At 39.6% G+C, this 19,900-nt stretch carries 16 protein-coding genes; 6 read left to right on the forward strand and 10 right to left on the reverse strand.

Annotated features, from left to right (window positions below):
* The first annotated feature begins 10 nt into the window (after positions 1 to 10).
* Positions 11 to 919: a LysR family transcriptional regulator gene (locus I6L31_RS10715; RefSeq protein ID WP_035272511.1), complete on the forward strand. Its 909-nt coding sequence runs from the start codon at positions 11 to 13 to the stop codon at positions 917 to 919.
* Here I6L31_RS10715 and I6L31_RS10720 read toward each other — a convergent pair.
* The 6 genes from I6L31_RS10720 to ilvD form a co-directional block, all read right to left on the reverse strand.
* Positions 916 to 1,647 (reverse strand): sulfite exporter TauE/SafE family protein, encoded by a 732-nt coding sequence (locus I6L31_RS10720; protein ID WP_005005481.1) that lies wholly within the window; start codon positions 1,645 to 1,647, stop codon positions 916 to 918. The genes I6L31_RS10715 and I6L31_RS10720 overlap by 4 nt on opposite strands.
* A 234-nt stretch (positions 1,648 to 1,881) precedes the next feature.
* A complete protein-coding gene (locus tag I6L31_RS10725) occupies positions 1,882 to 2,766 on the reverse strand; it encodes an amino acid ABC transporter substrate-binding protein (protein WP_005005478.1) in 885 nt (294 codons plus the stop codon).
* Positions 2,767 to 2,987: 221 nt separating this feature from the next.
* Positions 2,988 to 4,013, reverse strand: coding sequence for an IS30-like element ISAba125 family transposase (locus I6L31_RS10730; protein ID WP_010326927.1), 1,026 nt, complete (start codon positions 4,011 to 4,013; stop codon positions 2,988 to 2,990).
* Between the two features lie 721 nt (positions 4,014 to 4,734).
* Positions 4,735 to 6,054: an NAD(P)/FAD-dependent oxidoreductase gene (locus I6L31_RS10735; RefSeq protein ID WP_004986156.1), complete on the reverse strand. Its 1,320-nt coding sequence runs from the start codon at positions 6,052 to 6,054 to the stop codon at positions 4,735 to 4,737.
* 248 nt (positions 6,055 to 6,302) lie between these two features.
* Entirely contained in the window at positions 6,303 to 7,592 is a 1,290-nt protein-coding gene (locus I6L31_RS10740; protein ID WP_005005474.1) for a hypothetical protein, read from the reverse strand.
* A gap of 145 nt (positions 7,593 to 7,737) precedes the next feature.
* On the reverse strand, positions 7,738 to 9,567 hold the full coding sequence (gene ilvD, locus I6L31_RS10745; protein WP_035272509.1) for a dihydroxy-acid dehydratase: 1,830 nt from the start codon (positions 9,565 to 9,567) through the stop codon (positions 7,738 to 7,740).
* Between the two features lie 403 nt (positions 9,568 to 9,970).
* Between ilvD and fmt the strand changes: the two genes are divergently transcribed.
* Complete coding sequence (fmt, locus tag I6L31_RS10750; protein ID WP_005005470.1) at positions 9,971 to 10,930, forward strand: methionyl-tRNA formyltransferase; 960 nt, start codon at positions 9,971 to 9,973, stop codon at positions 10,928 to 10,930.
* Positions 10,927 to 12,231 carry a 16S rRNA (cytosine(967)-C(5))-methyltransferase RsmB gene (gene rsmB / locus I6L31_RS10755; protein WP_004986164.1) on the forward strand — a complete coding sequence of 435 codons (1,305 nt, stop codon included), beginning with the start codon at positions 10,927 to 10,929 and terminating at the stop codon, positions 12,229 to 12,231. The genes fmt and rsmB overlap by 4 nt, the downstream gene beginning before the upstream one ends.
* 32 nt (positions 12,232 to 12,263) lie before the next feature.
* Here rsmB and zupT read toward each other — a convergent pair whose 3' ends face one another.
* The 4 genes from zupT to I6L31_RS10775 all read right to left on the reverse strand — a co-directional run bounded on the left by zupT (position 12,264) and on the right by I6L31_RS10775 (position 16,879).
* Positions 12,264 to 13,070 carry a zinc transporter ZupT gene (zupT, locus tag I6L31_RS10760; RefSeq protein ID WP_004986165.1) on the reverse strand — a complete coding sequence of 269 codons (807 nt, stop codon included), beginning with the start codon at positions 13,068 to 13,070 and terminating at the stop codon, positions 12,264 to 12,266.
* 88 nt (positions 13,071 to 13,158) lie between these two features.
* Entirely contained in the window at positions 13,159 to 13,302 is a 144-nt protein-coding gene (locus I6L31_RS10765; RefSeq protein WP_004986166.1) for a methionine/alanine import family NSS transporter small subunit, read from the reverse strand.
* Between the two features lie 10 nt (positions 13,303 to 13,312).
* Positions 13,313 to 14,791, reverse strand: a complete 1,479-nt coding sequence (locus I6L31_RS10770) for a sodium-dependent transporter (RefSeq protein WP_004986167.1) — start codon at positions 14,789 to 14,791, stop codon at positions 13,313 to 13,315.
* Positions 14,792 to 15,430: 639 nt separating this feature from the next.
* Positions 15,431 to 16,879 carry an aldehyde dehydrogenase family protein gene (locus I6L31_RS10775; protein ID WP_004986168.1) on the reverse strand — a complete coding sequence of 483 codons (1,449 nt, stop codon included), beginning with the start codon at positions 16,877 to 16,879 and terminating at the stop codon, positions 15,431 to 15,433.
* A gap of 149 nt (positions 16,880 to 17,028) precedes the next feature.
* Here I6L31_RS10775 and I6L31_RS10780 point away from each other — a divergent pair, with 149 nt between their 5' ends.
* From I6L31_RS10780 to I6L31_RS10790, 3 genes are all read left to right on the forward strand, one after another.
* Positions 17,029 to 17,799 carry a TIGR04219 family outer membrane beta-barrel protein gene (locus I6L31_RS10780; protein WP_004986170.1) on the forward strand — a complete coding sequence of 257 codons (771 nt, stop codon included), beginning with the start codon at positions 17,029 to 17,031 and terminating at the stop codon, positions 17,797 to 17,799.
* 61 nt (positions 17,800 to 17,860) lie between these two features.
* On the forward strand, positions 17,861 to 18,964 hold the full coding sequence (locus I6L31_RS10785; RefSeq protein ID WP_004986173.1) for a zinc-binding metallopeptidase family protein: 1,104 nt from the start codon (positions 17,861 to 17,863) through the stop codon (positions 18,962 to 18,964).
* Between the two features lie 349 nt (positions 18,965 to 19,313).
* Positions 19,314 to 19,859 carry a type 1 glutamine amidotransferase domain-containing protein gene (locus I6L31_RS10790; RefSeq protein ID WP_004986175.1) on the forward strand — a complete coding sequence of 182 codons (546 nt, stop codon included), beginning with the start codon at positions 19,314 to 19,316 and terminating at the stop codon, positions 19,857 to 19,859.
* Positions 19,860 to 19,900: the final 41 nt, after the last annotated feature.

Below are 19,900 nucleotides of genomic sequence, written 5' to 3' on the forward strand. Positions count from 1 at the left end.
CGAATGGCTTATGCGCTTTGATTTTTTTGATCTACAACTTTTTTTACATGTGGTGGATACAGGTAGTCTGACTAAAGGGGCTGAACGTTCAGCTATTTCTTTACAAGCCGCCAGTGAACGCATTAAAAAACTCGAACGACATTTTCACAGCGCCTTGTTTATTCGTCATGCGACAGGCGTTGAATTGACGATTTCAGGTCAAACCCTGTTACAACATGCACAACTTCTGATCTATGGACTCGACGCACTAGAACAAGAGATGCAGACTTTCCAGCGTAAAACCACACAACAACTGACTTTATGGTGTAATTCCTCTGCACAAAGCGAATATTTACCCATGTTATTGCCCAAATATCTGATCGAACATGCACAACTTCAGATTGAATTACATGAGGCAGAGAGTAATGACATTATTGCTGCATTACAAAAAGGTCAGGCAGAACTAGGATTAATTTCCAGTTTTTTTGCCCCCAATGATGCATTGGAAACACACGTTTTTGCTGAAGATCCATTGGTCTTTATTTGCGCGCCAGATCATCCTTTAGCCACACATGGACAATTGGATTTTGCAGCGATTTTAAAGGAAGATTTTATTGGACTTCTGCCACATCACTCATTACAACAATCGATCGAAACGCAAGCCAAACATCTTCATCACCAACTGCACTATCGTTTACGCTTACCTAGCTTTAGTGCGATGGCTCAAGTGGTCGCCAATGGTGTCGGTGTCGCGATTATGCCGCTTCGTGCTGCTTCACATTTACAAAAACTTTATGATTTTTCTACAATTGCGCTCACAGGTGCATGGGCGAATCGCAAACTACTTCTAGCTGCTCGTCAGTTTTCTAATCTTTCTGCAAGCTATCAAGATTTTGCCCAGTTCTTACTCGAAAACAAACCTCAGCCCATGAACGCTTAATGTACAACCATGTAAGTACCCAATAAAATCAGTCCAATAAAGAAAAAACGGCGAAAACGTTGCTCAGGTATGCGATAACGTAATTTTTGCCCAAGCCACATCCCGAAAACTGCTGGAATCACTGCGATCCATGCCAAACGATAATCAATCGGCATAGTTCCTGTGGAGTGCAGTTGTAAATAAATGGCCAGACAAATCGTCGATAAGGTGAAAACCAAACCTAATGACTGTACCAAATCATCCCGTTTCAAACGCAAAGACTGCAAATAAGGCACCGCTGGAATAATAATCACACCTGTTGAAACAATTAAAGCGCCACCCAAATAACCAACAATGGGCGATAACCATTTTTCATAAGGTGCGAGATTGGGGAGTTGTTTCACCCATAAACCATATAGACCATATACGATCAGCATCCCACCCAATAAAACCTCACTGGTTTTACCTGTCGCCTGACTTAAAGTCGGTAAAAAACTAAATACAGTGCCGACAATAATCCCAAGTAATAACAACCAAAAACGTTGAATCAGGCTCCAGACCCGCCCTTCTGCAAACAATTGCCAAAAATTCGTAATCATGGAGGGAATAATCAGCAAAGAAGCCGCCTGAAATGGTGCAATCACAAGGGTCAGCAATCCCATTGCGACGGTAGGTAGTCCCAACCCCAAGGCACCTTTGACCATGCCTGCTAACATAAATACCATGATGACTAAAGCCAACATTTCCATCAGCAACGGACTCTGTAATTTGAACAAGATTATGCTAATGGAGTCAGGTAAAAGTTCCTATTCATGTTTTTGGTAGACAGCCTCAAGCAAAAGTTGAGGCTAAATAATGAAAGCCGAAATACGAAACCATTGCTTTTTTGCAATGGTTTATAAATTTGGAAATTAACACTATGAATTAAAACTACAGTCAACAGCGCAACACGTACTCAATTCAGGTCAATGTTCAATTTAGTCTCAAATACCCACATCATTTGGTTTAGCTTTTAATGCTTTATAAGAGCCGCTTGGCGCCAAATTTAAGTTTATATTTTTAGGTGGGATTGGCGACTGGAACCATTTTTTATAAAGTTGATCCATTTGACCAGATTTCCACATCTGATTGACCACGCCATCTGCAATACTTTTGAGTTGAGGATCAGTTTTGGCAAACATGATGCCATAAGGCTCAGAAGACAAAGTAGGACCGACAATTTCATAATCTTTAGGATTCGCAGACTTGGCAATTAAACCTGCAAGACCAATATCATCGTTTACAAAGGCTGCTGCACGACCTGAAGATAGCATTGAAAATGCATCGGCATGATCTTTGCCACCTAATGAAATAATCTTGATATTTGCTTTTTTAGCACTCATTTTTAAATATTTTTCAGGATTTCCCCCTTGTACAGTCACGACAGCTTTGCCATTTAATTGCTTTAAGGTTTGAATATTCGATGTTTTTTTAACTGCCATACGAACATCAGCCACATAATAACTGGTAGAAAACGCCACTTGTTGCTGACGTTGTTTATTATTCGTGGTCGTTCCACATTCAATATCAATATTTCCCGCTAAAACCTCTGGAATACGACTCGTAGAATTGACAGCTTTGTATTCAATTTTTAATTGTGGAGTTTTAAGTTGTTTTTTAATTTCTGTCACCACATTGTGACAAATATCAAGTGCATAGCCAACGGGTTTACCATTTGCGATATAAGAAATAGGATCCGCTGATTCACGATAACCGAGGGTAATCGAACCTTTTTGCTTGATTCTGTCTAGCACATCGCCTGCCATCACCTGTGGCGCCATAGTTAAAAGTACGATTGGGGCGAATACGAACTGAAGATGTTTTAACATGAAATATCCCTTATAAAAAAATCGTTTTGATTGCTGCATCAATTAATAACTATAGACATGCTTTTAAAACCTAAAAGATTTGTTTAAAGCAAAAAATATAGTGTTATTTTCATAATTTTATAAAAATAACAAAATTTAAAATAAATATAGCAATTAATATGCCACAGCCATGATTTAAAACAAACAAATCCATCTGGTCTTAAATCAATAACAGGGCGAATTCAAACATGAGGTGCGACAGTTTGAAAAGTCTTATGATAATCAACAAGCTGAGCAAATTTCTCTAATGGTGTAAGCCAATCTAACGCTTTTCTAGGACGAGTATTCAGTGACATGGCAACTTGATTTAAATAATGCTGATCTGCCTGATTTAAATCAATCCCTTTAGGTAAATATTGCCTAATTAAACCATTCATATTTTCGCATGTGCCTTTTTGCCAGGGTGAATGTGGGTCACAGAAATATACATCTATGCCTAAATCTTCTTCAAGTATTTTATGTTCTGCCATCTCGCGTCCACGGTCATAGGTCAACGTTTTACGCAGTTCTGCAGGTAAATATTTCAGAGCTTCAGTTAAAGCCTTGCGCACTGATTCTGCCTTTGCATCAGGTAATGTTGCCAAGATACAGAGCCGTGTATTTCGTTCAATAAGTGTTGCTATCGAACTTTTATTGTCTTTACCTTTAATTAAATCAGCTTCCCAATGACCCGGTATTTTTCTTTCTTGAACTTCGGCTGGGCGCTCATGAATAGTTTTAATATCCTGTAATATAGAATCTTTTTTAGGTTCACCGTTAGCTTTTCGCTTTTTATTTTCATGACGCAGACAGGATAATAAGTCTTTTTTCAACTCACCCTTTGGTAATGCGCGTATCGTTGAATAAATCGTTGTATGGCTTACATTCATTGTTTGATCCAAATCAGGAAATGTCTTTAAACGCTTTGCTATTTGCTGAGGAGACCATAAACAACGGATCGCTTCAACAATAAATTTCCAGAGGATTGAATCGATTTTGAGTTTTCTGTGACCACGTCTACGTCTAGCGAAGGTGTTATCAGAAGCATATCGAGCTTGATAAACGTCATTGATGCTATTTCTTTTAAGCTCACGATAGATCGTACTAGGATGTCTTTTAATAAGTTCAGCAAATTTTCTGGCTGAAAAGCCTTCTTTTCTTGACTCAAGCATTAATGCAGTACGATCTTCAAAGTTAAGATGATGGTATGACAATTTTATATACTCCATAAACCCTTTAAATTAATTAGGTGGTTTATGTCGCACTTCAAGTTTTACTCTGCCCAGCTTTAATTTAATACAGATTCAAATTAAATAAAAGTATTATTTTTAGACATTAAAATTATTTATAAAAATATTAAAATTAAATAATATCAATCATTTAAATAAAAAATTTATTTCTTTAACAAACAACATGAATAATAGTAAATTAAATACATTACTTTTTTCTGATATTAAGCAACAATCGAAACCACAATTTAAATACTATTTAATTATCACTGTGATACTGAAAAAATATTAAATAAATTTTAAAACCATTCTATTTTAATTATTAAATTTATTAATCTGACGCATAAAAAATCAAATACCCTCGATTTTAAATACATCTATTTATAAGTGAAAAATAGTTTGAGTTAATTTCGTTTTATACAAATTATTTAAATTTAAAAAACGATATGACATTGTTGTTACTGAATTATTTTTAAAAATAAAACAGCTATAAAGATGCAGGCAATAGCAACTCATGCGTGTTTGAAAATTCAGATTAGATCAAGAAAAGGTGTTTTTTCAGGATGTATTTTGATTGAAAGTTTAGTGTTTAATGTCTGTGATTTTTCACAAATACAGCATGCGCAGCAATCTCTATGACAAGCGAGCATATAGATCACTTGTCATAGGAAAGTGGTTTAAATTAGATGATGCATCAAAAAGATTTAGCTGTTGCCCAGCATTAGTGCATTTTAAGTTTCGGTGATGCAGTTTTAGAGAGCAAATCCGTCATCATCATCAAAGTGGTTTTAAATACGCCATGTAATGCAACTTGATGGAAACGATAAAGTGATACATACATCATCCGCGCCATAAAGCCTTCAACATTGATGTTATTAAAAATACTGCCGACACTACTATGTTCACTCAAGGAAATCAGTGAGCCTTTGTCCTTGAACTGAAACTGCCCCAATGGTTTTTGATTCAGTCGATTTTCCAGTGCTTTAGCCAGAAATATGGCTTCCTGATTGGCGACTTGCGCACGTGGTGGCACAGGTCGTTCTTGACCCTCAGGGATGTAGCAAGCGCAGTCGCCCATCGCAAAAATATTTTCGTCACGTGTGGTCTGTAAGCTTGGACGGACCACTAACTGATTAATACGATTGGTTTCCAGTCCAGCTATATCTTTCAGAAAATCTGGGGCTTTAATCCCTGCTGACCAGACTTTCAATGTCGCACTAACCTGTAAATCTCCTTCACACCAAACTTTATCGGCATCAATATGCGTAACCCGACAATTTGTCAGAACTTTTACTCCAATGTCTTCAAGTTCTTTCTGGGCACGTTCAGAGACACGTTCATTCAATGCAGGCAGAATGCGCGGCGCAGCTTCAATTAAACTAATATTGACATCTTTCGGATCAATACTATTCAAACCATATTTAGAAAATTCATTGGCTGCATGATGTAACTCAGCCGCCAATTCAACTCCTGTTGCCCCTGCGCCAATAATTGCAATATTCAAATCATTCTGATGACGATGCATCAAATGATTAGCTTGGGCTTCCAGATACATACTTAAAAATTCGCGCTGAAAACGATCAGCCTGCGGGCGTGAATCCAAAAAGATACAATGTTCCTTAGCGCCTGAGGTGCCAAAATCATTGGAGGTGGAACCAATCGCCATTACTAAAGTGTCATAACCTATGCGTCGTTCAGGTGCAATGTCTTTACCCTCTTCATCGCGTAAAACATCCAATACAATTTCTTGAGTTTGACGATCGATATCTTTTAAACGACCTAGAAAAAATTCAAAATGATGTTGATTGGCATGGGCAAAATAGTTCAACTCATCTTCATAAGAGTTTAATGTTCCTGCTGCGACCTCATGTAATAAAGGTTTCCAGATATGCGTCAAAGCAGCATCTACTAAAATAATCTCCGCTTTGCGACGTTTTCCAAGTGTGTTACCTAAACGTGTGGCAAGTTCCAGACCTCCAGCGCCGCCACCCACAATAACAATACGATGCAATTTTAAATCACGATTTGATGTGGTCATCATAAGAGAACTCCAATTTTCTTATGAATACCAACTGATGCAATTTGTATTCATAAGAAAAATATCATTCATTATGTACACAAATATTTAGCATAAAAAACATACCTTTTTCCAACGTCAGGTACGATTTTTGTTGAACAATTTACCAAGAAAAAACAAAAAAGCTGCCATGATCATCAAGATACAGGCAGCTTTTGAAATGATTGCGTAAATTTTGAGAGAATTCTCTTCTCGCAAAACACCTACATCAATTAGTGTTCAAGACTTTCCGTTTTATATTTTTCTTCGAGTACATTGTTAAAGATACTTTCAATCATCCAGACACGATACAGGCTATTAAACACATAACGTTGCCCTTCTATACGTAACTCTAGGACAGGAAAATCAGGTTGATGTTTCTCGTGACAGAAAGCATCATTATCGACCAAGAAAGTCGCCACATCTTCTTGAGTCAAGGACTCGATACCTAACTGCTGCTGTAATGCCTGAAAATGCGGCTTATACGAAAGATCCTTACCTTTAGTCCAGACCGCCTGAAGAATGTGATACATGGCATCGACACGCTGCTCCTCAGGGGTGCTGTAATATAATTTTGCCATTTCTAGCGTGGCTGGTTGGGTCGGACGGCAAAATGGGGTAAATGCCACATCGGTACGCTTGGATAAGCGTGTCGCGAGACTCCAGTCAAATAAATCCCGCCCCTGATAGCTGAGCGGATAAACCGTGAGTTGAATATTATAATAGTTAGCCAGTTCTTCTCGAATATAAGCCAATAGCAGCCAGCTAATCGGATCTTCAAGCGCTATAAATAAATCCAGTTCTGGATGCATGGCTTGAATATCAGCCAACTCTTCAGCATCACTGAGCAAATGTTCACGCCATTCAATGTGATTGATCAAAAAAATAGGATTGTCAGTCAATAATTTTTGCTGTTTTAAACGGCGGGTCAAACGCAATAAATCATCGACTGCTTGATATTTTCGTCCACCGAACTCAAAGAAACTGGCTGCCACAGGAACATCTTCAAATATCCGCTCTGGAAAATTTTGCGGAGTTTGTTGTTGGCGGGCCATGGTGTACAGGGTTCGCAACTTGCCATATTGCTGTTGCCACAGCATATGAAACACATCTTCAAGCAAATACAAGAAATTTTTACCCTGTAAAGGCGTATTTTTTAATATCAGTTCAGCTTGACTCAATGCTTCAGAGGTAGGCTGTTCGGGAGTTTCATCAAAACTAAACCGATGTTGTTTGGCTAAAATCTTGGCATCGTTAAAACAATAATTTTGCCATTCCAATGCAGTCATGCCGTTGGGAGGTTCTGCGCCCTGATGCGAAATAATGACTTTAAGCGGTTTTATTTCATCAGTTAAGATGTCATCTAGTTGGGTCAGTTGCTGCACCGCAAGATAGCTATAGACATCATCCAGTCTTAAATAAATACTCAAGCCCTGCTCGGTTGATAACACTGCTTGACGCGAGGGTTTTTGGTAAAACCAGCTCGATCGAATAGGATCAAACCAACGGCGTAACAGTGACATGAATCAAGCCTCTAATAAATTTTTATCGGACAATGGGTTAAACAGGATGTAAAAGCATAATGCATTATACTTTAACATTGAAATGACCGTTTTCCATAAAAAAACACCCACAAAAGTGAGTGTTTTATAAACGCAGTGGGTATGTTTAAACTTCGCGTACCGCACCTCGGGCTGCACTGGTAGTATGCATCGCATAGGCTTTTAGTGCTTTAGAGACTTTACGTTTACGCTCTTCAGCAGGATGCCAACCTTTTTCTTCCTGCACCGTACGGCGATGCGCCATTGTTGCATCATCCACATTTAAGTGAATGGTACGGTTTGGAATATCAATTTCAATGGTATCACCATCATGCACCAAACCAATTGCACCGCCTTCTGCGGCTTCTGGAGATACGTGGCCAATGGAAAGACCAGACGACCCCCCTGAGAAACGACCATCGGTAATCAAAGCACAGTCTTTACCCAAACCTTTAGATTTAAGATAACTGGTTGGATATAGCATTTCCTGCATACCTGGACCACCACGTGGGCCTTCGTAGCGAATGACCACGACATCACCTGCTTTAATACCACCACCTAAAATTGCTTCTACGGCTGAATCCTGACTTTCAAAAACACGGGCTGTACCTGTAAATTTGAGAATGGATTCATCCACACCCGCAGTTTTAACGATACAGCCATCAAGCGCAATATTACCGTAAAGAACAGCCAAGCCACCGTCTTGAGAAAAAGCATGTTCAGCATTACGGATCACGCCTTTTTCACGGTCACCATCCAGTGTCGAATAATAGCGATTTTGTGAAAATGCCACTTGAGTCGGTATACCGCCCGGTGAAGAGCGATAGAACTCATAGACCTCTGGTGCTTCGGTACGAATGATGTCCCATTTATCCAGTGCATCTTTTAAGGTTTTTTCATGCACACTATTCACAGAGGTGTCTAGTAAACCGGCACGATCCAGCTCACCTAAAATTGCCATAATTCCGCCCGCACGATGTACATCTTCCATATGCACATCTTGTTTCGCTGGCGCAACTTTTGATAACACAGGCACTTTACGCGACAGGTTATCGATATCATCCATGGTGAAATCGACTTCGGCTTCGTGTGCCGCCGCCAATAAATGCAATACGGTATTGGTCGAACCGCCCATAGCAATATCTAGTGTCATCGCATTTTCAAAGGCTTTTTTGGTGGCAATTGAACGTGGCAAAATGCTGTAATCATCTTGTTCATAATGACGTTTTGCCAATTCAACGATCAATTGTCCCGCACGTTCAAATAGTTTTTTACGGTTTGCATGAGTCGCGACAATCGAACCATTACCCGGCAAAGACAAACCTAATGCTTCGGTTAAACAGTTCATTGAGTTCGCAGTAAACATCCCTGAACATGAACCACAGGTTGGACAAGCCGAACGTTCAAAAGCCTGTACTTCTTCGTCTGTATAGCTGTCATCCGCAGCAACGACCATTGCATCGACCAGATCAATCGCTTTTTCATTGCCACGAATCTTGACTTTACCTGCTTCCATCGGGCCACCAGACACAAAGACCACTGGAATATTCAGGCGCATTGAAGCCATTAACATGCCTGGGGTGATTTTGTCACAGTTTGAAATACACACCATGGCATCGGCGCAGTGTGCATTGACCATATATTCGACAGAATCTGCAATCAAATCACGCGAAGGCAATGAATACAGCATGCCATCATGCCCCATCGCGATGCCGTCATCGACCGCAATAGTATTAAATTCTTTTGCCACACCACCTGCTGCCTGAATCTGTTCAGCCACCAGTTGACCTAGATCTTTAAGATGTACGTGTCCCGGAACAAATTGAGTGAACGAGTTGACCACCGCAATAATCGGTTTACCAAAGTCTTCATCTTTCATTCCTGTTGCGCGCCATAAGCCACGCGCACCAGCCATATTTCTTCCGTGCGTAGATGTTTTTGAACGATAATCAGGCATTTGCGTTTCCAACAAGTTGTGCTTGAGACAAATCTAAATGGGTCTCTGGCTAAATTAGGCTATTTCAGCAGATTCTTACATCATACTACAGCTTAGTGTTTAAGCGATGAGCAAAAATGACTTTCATTTTAAGGCACATTCGATGCACGCTGCTCATCACAAAACCATAAAATTGGGATAATAGGAGATTCAATATAAACCGATCTGTTTAAAATTGAATACAAAACTTTCATGAATAATTTTTTAATTTTGCATTACCTTTTGTTATTAATAAAAAATAATGATGCTCAACCACACCCAATACACCATTTAAGCCATTGTAATTACACAAATAATCACTGGATTTTAGGCTTAAACGCGGTTTTGCCTTATAATAGCCTCAAGTTTTTATGGAAGTGAATGTGTGAAAGTTATTTTTGCAGGAACACCTGAATTTGCCGCTACGGCTTTGGCTGCCTTAGTTCAAACAGAACATGAGATTGTTGCTGTTTATACTCAGCCAGATCGCAAAGCAGGTCGTGGTCAAAAACTCACACCTTCTCCAGTCAAGCAACTCGCGCTTGAACACCATTTAGCTGTTTATCAACCTTTACATTTTAAAGCATCGACAGAAGAAGGTCTGGCAGCTCAGCAACAATTGGCTGAGTTGGGTGCAGATGTCATGGTCGTTGCAGCTTATGGTCTGATTTTGCCGCAAGCAGTTTTAGATACACCCAAGTATGGTTGCCTGAATATTCATGGTTCATTATTACCCCGTTGGAGAGGTGCAGCACCTATTCAACGTGCCATTGCCGAAGGTGATACTCAGACAGGTGTCACGATTATGCAAATGGCAGCAGGTCTAGATACAGGCGATATGCTCTACAAAACCTTTTATGATATTCAAGACACGGATACATCTGCCAGTTTATATGAAAAATTGGCCACTCAAGGCGCAGAAGCCATTTGCAAAGTGCTAGAGTCAGAACAGAGCCTACAAAGTTATTTGCATACGCGTCAGGTTCAGGATGAGAGTCAAACGGTCTATGCGCACAAACTTACAAAACCTGAAGCACAGATTGACTGGTCGCTCGATGCGGTTCAGATAGACCGCAATATTCGAGCCTTTAATCCGTGGCCTGTCGCTTTTATTGTGCTTGATGAGAGCAATAACTTACGTGTCTGGAATTCCAGTATTTCTTCTTTCAGCAATGAAAATGCTCAAATCGGTGAGATTATTGCCATAGATAAAAATGGCGTACATGTCGCCTGTGCTACAGGTGCAGTCTGCTTGAGTTCATTACAATGGCCAGGTGGTAAGGCTTTAAATCCTGTACAAATTCTACAAACACAGAAACTTAATATTGGGCAAGTATTGGCATGAAACAATTTCCGCGTCCAAGTACCGAACTTAATTTACGTGCACAAGTCGTGATAACTCTTTTACAGGTGCAACAAGGTCAATCTTTAGCGAGCTTATTACATCAGCAACTGAGTGAAATTCCAGAACGTGATCGCGCTTTGTTTCATGAACTGGTATTGGGAACCCTACGCCAATGGTATGCACTCAAAGCGATCACCTTACCTTTATTGACCAAACCTCTGAATAATGAAACAGTGGAAACCTGTTTGTACGTTGGGTTATATCAAGTATTGTGTACGCGCATCCCTGCCCATGCTGCCATTTCAGAAACAGTTACTGCCAGTAAACAACTCGGTTTTCATGCTTTAAGCGGTATTGTGAATGCCATTTTACGTCGTGCTACGCGGGAAACTGAAGAGTTTCAACAACATTTACAACAAGCGCATGGGCTTCCAAGCTGGCTGTATAAACGTTTGAGAAAAGACTGGCCGCTACAAGTCGATGACTTATGTCAGCAACTCAAACAAACCGCACCGCTCACATTAAGAATTAACCAGCGCCATATTGGGCGCGATGCTTATCTGGCTAAACTTCAGGCTGAACAAATTCAGGCACGTGCTTGCAACTGGTCAGAGGTGGGTATTGTCTTAGAGCAATCCGTTCAAATTACAGCATTGCCAGGTTTTGAACAGGGCTGGTTTTCGGTACAGGATGAACATGCACAGCTTTGTGCCACCCTGTTACCCGATTTAAACGATCAAGTCGTTTTGGATGCTTGCGCCGCACCAGGTGGTAAAACGGCACATATACTAGAAAAATTTAAACCACAGTCTTTGATTGCCTTAGATCAGGATTCGAAACGTTTACTTCGGGTCACTGAAAATTTACAGCGCTTACAACTGGATCAAAGCCATGTTGAGATCATTGCTGCGGATGCAACCACTTGGCAAGCCAATCAAGCATTGGATTGTATTGTTCTGGATGCACCTTGTTCTGCTACAGGCGTGATCCGTCGTCATCCTGACATTCGTTTATTGCGTCAATCTAGTGATATAGCCCAAACCATCGAACTGCAAAAACAGATTTTGCAGAATTTATGGCAACAGCTTAAAGTAGGCGGCACGTTGCTGTATATCACCTGTTCGATTTTAAAAGCTGAAAATGAACAGCAAATGGTTACGTTTTTTGCTGAACATGCCAATGCTGAAGAAATAAAAATCGAGGCAACTTGGGGAATTGAACAAATTCATGGTCGTCAGTTACTTCCAGTCACTGGACAGGGCGATGGCTTTTATTATTGTAAAATCAAAAAAGTCGCTTAATGCGACTTTTTTTATCACCACCCATGATGCTATTAAACAAACCTAAATAGCACCAGACTGAGCGCCAAAGCGGCCATACCAGAAACTAAACCGTACACCGTTTCATGTCCTTTGGAATAACGTTTAGCTGTAGGCAATAATTCATCCAGAGACAAATACACCATCACCCCTGCGATCAGACCAAATACAATGCCATAAACCATCGGCCCCAAAAAAGGCGCCAAGACAAAATACCCTAGCGCCGCTCCAAAAGGCTCAGCTAAACCAGACAATAAACTTGCCATAATCGCAATCGATTTTTTTTTCGTCGCGATATAAACAGGAACAGCAATTGCAATACCTTCAGGAATGTTATGAATCGCAATAGCAACCGCCAGAGGCGTACCCAATGTTGGGCTGTCTAAAGTCGCAAAAAAGGTCGCCAAACCTTCAGGGAAATTATGTGCTGTAATCGCCAATAAAGTGAGTAAAGCAGTACGACGAATTTGTGCCTGATCCAGTTGCAGATTTGCGCTCTTTTCAACCATGGTGTGCGGATTCGGTACAAATCGATCAAGTAATAAAACTAAAATCACACCCGCTAAAAATGCAAAAGTGGCATAAGCATATGCGACTTTATCTTGAAAAATTTCAGAAAAAGAATGCCATGATTTATTAAGAATCTCGGTCAGTGAGACATACACCATCGCCCCACCAGAAAATGCCAGACCAAAAGATAAAAGACGAAAGCTCGGTTGCTTAAAAAACAGGACAATCGCACCACCGACCAATGTTGCTAAACCCGCTAAAAAAGTGACTGCAAAAGCAATCCAGACATCTGGGCCAAACAATGACGACATTGTGATTGCTCCTAAAAAAAGAAAGTCATCATCATAAATGATAATGACTTTCATTTTCAATAAATCAATCTATTCCAATACTTAAAAATCAAAGCGTATGCTGATCTTTAACTTCATCTAGTACTTCGTCTAGTTCTTCAGGATGTTTGCTTAAATGCATAATCGAAAGAACCAGACCGCCCCATACAAACACCATAGAAATGATCATCATTATGATTGCGGAAGTATTCATATACTGCCTCCTAGCGATCTTTCATTTTGCTTAATACAATAGCCACAACAGCACAGAAAATAACGCTGCCCCAGCCAAATACACCCTGTAAACTCATACTATAAGTATCATAGCCATTTTTGATCAAATTAAAAACAGTCATGCTGAGGGTTGTTAGTAGAATCAAAGAAGTGATCACGGTGAGGGTAAAATCCCAACCTTTACCTAATTGAATGGTCGAAATTGCATTTACATGATCTCTTAATTGCACTAATGCAGAACGTTTAAACCATGCAACTGCAACAATCGAAATCAATGCCCCCCCAATAATGCCGATGTTATTGATAAAGTGATCTACAATATCCACCAGTTTAATGGCATTTACACTTGAGAATAAAAAGATCGAAACCAGAGCGCTGCCACCACCAATAATCGTGACCGCTTTTTTACGCCCCCATTTGAGTTTGTCTTGCATGGCTGCAATAGGAACTTCCAAAATACTGACCATAGAAGAAATCCCCGCCACAAAAAGTGAAGAGAAAAATAAAAGACCGAACAAATCAGCCCCAGCACCTAAACTTGAAATAATTTTTGGAAATGCAATAAATGCCAGTCCAATACCGCCACTGACCACGTCCTTAACTTCTGTACCCGCCGCATGCGCCATAAATCCTAATGCAGCAAAAATCCCGATACCAGCCAAAATTTCAGTCGAAGCATTGGCAAAGCCAACAATTAAACCCGAACCTGTAAGGTTAGTTTTAGGTTTTAAATAAGACGCGTAGGTCACCATGATCCCAAAGCCAACCGACAAAGAGAAAAAAGTATGACCATAAGCAGCTAACCAGACTTTATAGTCCATCATCGCTGCCCAATTTGGGGTAAAAAATGCATTCAGTCCTTGTACTGCGCCTGGTAAACGCAAAGCCTGAACCACCAAGACTGTGAATAAAACGAACAGTAAAGGCATAAAAATCTTATTGGAGAGTTCTACACCTTTTTTCACTCCACCATAAAGAATGATTAAGGTTGCCGCCCAGATCCCAACAATTGGCCAAAAAAGATGTCCAACAAATCGAAAATCAAAAGTTTTTGCATCGGTCGTTTGTAAATATGTTTTAAAGAAGAACCCCTCTGGATCACTGCCCCACATTTGCCCGATGGAAAAATAAACATAACTGCCAGCCCAAGTCAGTACACTGGCATAATACAATCCGATAATGATACATACACAGACCTGCCACCAACCCAATGTTTCACCACCGCGAAATAGTTTACGATAAGCTTTAGGCGGTGAATTTCGGGCTTTATGTCCGACTGCATAATCTAAAAATAGAAGAGGCAATCCTGCGGTAATAAGTGCTAATAAATACGGAATTAAAAATGCTCCGCCACCATTCTCATAGGCCACATAAGGGAAACGCCAAATATTTCCCAAACCTACTGCGGAGCCAACGGCAGCTATAATAAAACCTGATCGTGAAGACCAGTTTTCACGAGTATCAGTCATAAATGATCATCCTTCGTCTTGATCTTGCTTGGATTAGTTATTGAACATTGCAAGATCAATACCATTTCATAAAATTTGTTTTGCTCTGGACTTTATCTCGCCTTGTGAGCCCTGCTAATGTCCATACAGACAAAAAATTATTCCGTCTTCCTTAAAGATAGTCATATATTTTTTGTCTTTCTAATGGTTGAACAATACCTTCTTTTTTCCTGATTTTCTCTTATTTTGCTGAAAAAAAAGCATTATTAGGCTGTTTTAACCCTTATTTGTTTATTTTTTCTAAAAATTAGGTGGTTAAATGATCCTATTGAAGATTTAATCTAATTAAACAGTGCATTGTAAAAAAGCAAGAAAAGATAAATTAAGCTTTGTGTTTTCATCGCAATTGATCTGCCAATAAGTTCCACGTGGAACTTATGTCCCATCCCCTATTTATATTATTGAGTCAAGTGAACATCATTTATAGCAGCTTGGTCAGAAACTTTTATGTACTTAAGCCACTTTTCATAAGTAAAAATCCAGCACCAAGTTTTAAATTCAAATTCTCATTAAACATGTATACCGTTTTTTTAACTGGACTTTATGTTGTAACGAGCGTCTGTTTGGTGACAAACACTCGCATTTCGAATAACAGCTCGATTAGGGCTGCTTAATCACCAATAAGCGCTCTTCTTGCATATCGCGAATAGCTGAATGGATGCCTTCTCGCCCCAAACCAGAATCTTTGACACCACCATAAGGCATATTATCAACGCGGAACGTCGGAATATCATTGATAATCACACCTCCGACCTGTAAATGTTGCCATGCATACATCATGTTATTCAGGTTTTGGGTGTACACACCTGCTTGCAAACCAAAACGGCTGCGATTAATTTTGGCAATCCCTTGTTCAAAATTCTTATATTTCTCCAAGATCGCGACAGGACCAAAGGCTTCATCTCTATAAATTTCAAGTTTCTCATCGACATTTTCAAGTAATGTGGCTTCAAACATCACGCCATCTAACAAGCCACCTGCAAGAATCTTTGCGCCTTTTTTCTCAGCTTTATCAAGCCATTTTTTTAATCGAACTGCTTCTTTTTCCTTAATCATTGGGCCCACCATAGTGGTTGTCAGACCTGGATCTCCAGCTTTGAGTTTTTTGACTTTAGCCACTAAGTTTTCCTTTAGCTCCGTATAGAGATCAGCATGTACCAATATGCGTTGTACACTAATACATACTTGTCCAGATTGACCATATGCTCCAGCAATCAGCCTGTCTATCAATGCCTCTGTGATCTCTGTATCTGGTTCAATCATCACGGCTGCGTTGCCACCCAACTCTAATGTGACCTTTTTACGCCCTGCACGAGCTTTCATATCCCAACCGACCTGATCCGATCCTGTGAAACTGAGCATTTTAAAACGATCATCCGTCACCAAAATATCAGCAGCACTCCGCTCACACGGTAAAATTGACCATGCGCCTTTTGGTAAATCAGTTTCAGCCAATATCTCAGCAATTTTTATCGCACTTATTGGTGTGAGACTGGCAGGTTTTAAAACAAATGGACATCCTGCTGCAATCGCAGGTGCAATTTTATGTGCCGTTAAGTTCAACGGAAAATTAAATGGGCTAATAAGCGAAATAGCGCCAATCGGTACATGACGCACCATCCCCTGATACGCTGCTGCAACTGGGGTCACAGCCAAGGGAATCACTCGACCAGTTTCCATTTGAGTGGTTGCATCCGCAGCTAATTGAAAGGTATTAATTAAACGTTCCACTTCCGCCGATGCTGCATTGCGGGGCTTTCCCCCTTCTGCAATCAAGATTTCAGTTAATACTTGTTTTTCTTCAGTGAAGCGTTTTACGCAGTGCAACAAAATTTTTTGTTTTTGATAAGGCTTCAGAGCGGCCATCTCTGCTTCTGCCTTTACTGCGGCTACGGTCGCCTTTTCAATGATTTTGTCATCTGCCAGTGCAACCCGCGCATATAGGTCATGATGAAACTTATGTTGAACCTCAAGCCATTGGCCTGTTTTTACGGGCTTACCTGCCACATAAAGTGGGTATTCAGCTGGTGTAGACATTTGTGTCGGCATAATTAATTCTTCCTTATTTAAATTTAGTCACTGTATTTCAAGATTTATTCTTATATCATGCGCTGAATCTGCCAAATAATCGGCTGTGATTCGGTAACAAATACCAATACAAAATATAGTTTTAGATATTTCAAGGATAGTTTTTCACAATGAAAATGCTTCAAAGTGCAATATGTGTCATGGGTTTAACATTGAGTGGTCTGGCACAGGCCGATTTTATTGGGGTCACAGGGGATATTAATTATTGGTCAGTAGATGGTGATGTAACTGAACACACCTCGGGTTCTTTATATTATGATGCTAATAGTGATCAACTTATTTTAGATCCTTACCTCAACAACACCACTAAATATAACATTAATCGTAACGGTGCTTTTCAGGCTTCTTTGGCGATTGAGCATCCTGTACCCATGATTCCCAACGTAAAACTCAAATATACAAAATTGGATCTGGATGCACAGGCAAATACGCTCTTTTTAGATCAAGCCAATGTTGACTTAGATCAAACGGATCTAATCTTATATTACGAAATTTTAGATAATGTCATCAGTGCTGATGTAGGTTTGGGTTTGCTTAAGTTAGATGGTCAAGTCAAACAATATCAGTTCAAATCGACGAATGATATTCTATATAAAACCAGTAAAGTCGATGGTTATAATCCGCTAGTGTATGCTCAAGTCGGTGGCAAACTTCCATTTACAGGTTTTCAAGCCAAAGCCGAAATGCTGTATAGCGATTATGATGAAGTCAAAATTACCGATTTTCAGGCAGAACTTCAATACAATATGATCCAGAATTTATTGGTTGATGTCGGTGCAAAAGTGGGCTACCGCATTTTAAATATTGACCTTGATGATGACAACGATAGTTTAAAAATGGAATTTAAAGGCCCATATGTTGGTCTGGAAGCACATTTTTAATCTTTTTTTTATTTAAAATGCTCTTAAACTATAAGAGCATTTTCTAACACTCTTAGCTTCTATGAAAGTTTTCTACTGTCACAACTGCCACCATCAGGTTTTTTTTAACAATACGCATTGTGAAAACTGCCATGCGCTCTTGGGTTATGAAGTCGAAAATAAAACCATGGGGACTTTCGAGCAGATCGACAAAAGTATTTGGAAAAGCCTGAATCCTAAAGACACATACAGCTTATATAAACCTTGTTATAACTATCAGCATCATCAAGTGTGTAACTGGATGATTCCAGTAGAAAGCGATCAAATTTATTGTGAGTCCTGTCGCCTAACTCATACCATTCCAGATTTATCCATACCGCAAAACACACTATATTGGCGCAGGCTGGAGCAGGCTAAACGTCGTTTCTTATATTTAACTCAACAGTTGAATATTTTTCCACGCCCAAAAAATAATGATGAAGATCGCTATGGCCTACGCTTTAACTTCCTCATGCCGAGCCCCGATCAACCTGTGATGACAGGACATCAATTGGGAACCATTACCCTCAATGCCAGTGAGGCGGATGTGGTTCATCGTGAAAAAACCCGTCTGGATATGCAGGAAAATTATCGAACGGTACTCGGTCATTTTCGTCATGAAAGTGGACATTACTACTTTGATATCATGACTCATCTTTATCCCGAGTGGTTAGATGAATTTCGACTCTATTTTGGTGATGAACGTGCCGATTATGCACAATCATTAGAAGAGTATTATCAAAAGGGTTCAGACGAACATTGGCAAGATTCATACATTAGCCGTTATGCAGGAGCACATCCTTGGGAGGACTGGGCTGAAACATGGGCACATTATTTACACATAATGGATACCCTAGACACTGCGTACCACACAGGGATGACCATAGAAGCGAATCACCAGATTGATCCAGACATGCATTTTAAAGAATCACCAATCGGATCACTAGATTTTGAACATACCCTGACCAACTGGTTTGCCTTGAGTTATGTCCTGAATGGTTTAAATAGAAGTATGGGCTTACAGGATGCTTATCCATTTACGCTATCCAATGCTGTATTGGATAAATTGAGATTTATTCATCGTACACTCATGAAAACCGCGTTAAAACCCGAAATTCGCCAAACGAATCATGAACAACCGATATAGCTCATTGCGTATAAAACATATCGATTTTATTACTCAAGTCTCTATCAATTTAGCTTAGATTTTATCTCTATGAAACCAGCATGTTTGTTTGCCGATAACAATAAAAATTATAGAATCTAAACATCTGGTTAACTTGATGATAAGACTTTGAAAAACTGACCGAATGTCAGTTTTTATCTGCGGCTTACTTTGCATTTTTAATCAATACTATTTTTATGAATCAATTTTCATGTAAATAAATCCTACATAGTTATCTGATCTCAACAGATCAAATATCAAACTACAACAGGAGAATCACTCAGAATTGGCTAGGCTAAATTCTATATTCCAATAAATAGGATCTAATCTCATGGCAGGCAAAGCATTATTTATTACTTCTAATACGGGTATTGAACATGATGAACTCATAAAGCCTTTCGAGTTTTTACAATCAAAAGGAATAGAAGCTATTCATGCGGCGATTGAACAAAGTGAAGTACAAACGGTAAAACATGATAAAACACTGGGTCCAACTTATACCCCACTAACAAGTTTAGATAAAATAGATCCCGCTGATTACGATATTTTGGTAATACCAGGCGGCACGGTTAATGCCGATCAATTACGTATCGATGAAAATGCAAAACAAATTATTCAATACTTTACAGATCACGCAAAACCCATTGCAGCCATTTGTCATGCGCCTTGGGTACTGATTAATGCAGAACGCATTAAAGATAAAAACTTAACGTCTTATAAAAGCATCCGCTTAGACCTTGAAAATGCAGGAGCGAACTGGGTGGATGAAACTGTACATCGATGTAACACAGGAGGCTGGGTATTGATTAGCTCACGTAATCCCGATGATATTCCATACTTTAACCAAGCTATCGTTCAGGAATTAACAGTTACTTAAGCTTTTGATTTTCTATTTATTGCATCTATTTTATTTATAAA

This window comes from Acinetobacter septicus (assembly GCF_019355975.1).
GTDB classification, from domain to species: Bacteria; Pseudomonadota; Gammaproteobacteria; order Pseudomonadales; family Moraxellaceae; genus Acinetobacter; species Acinetobacter ursingii.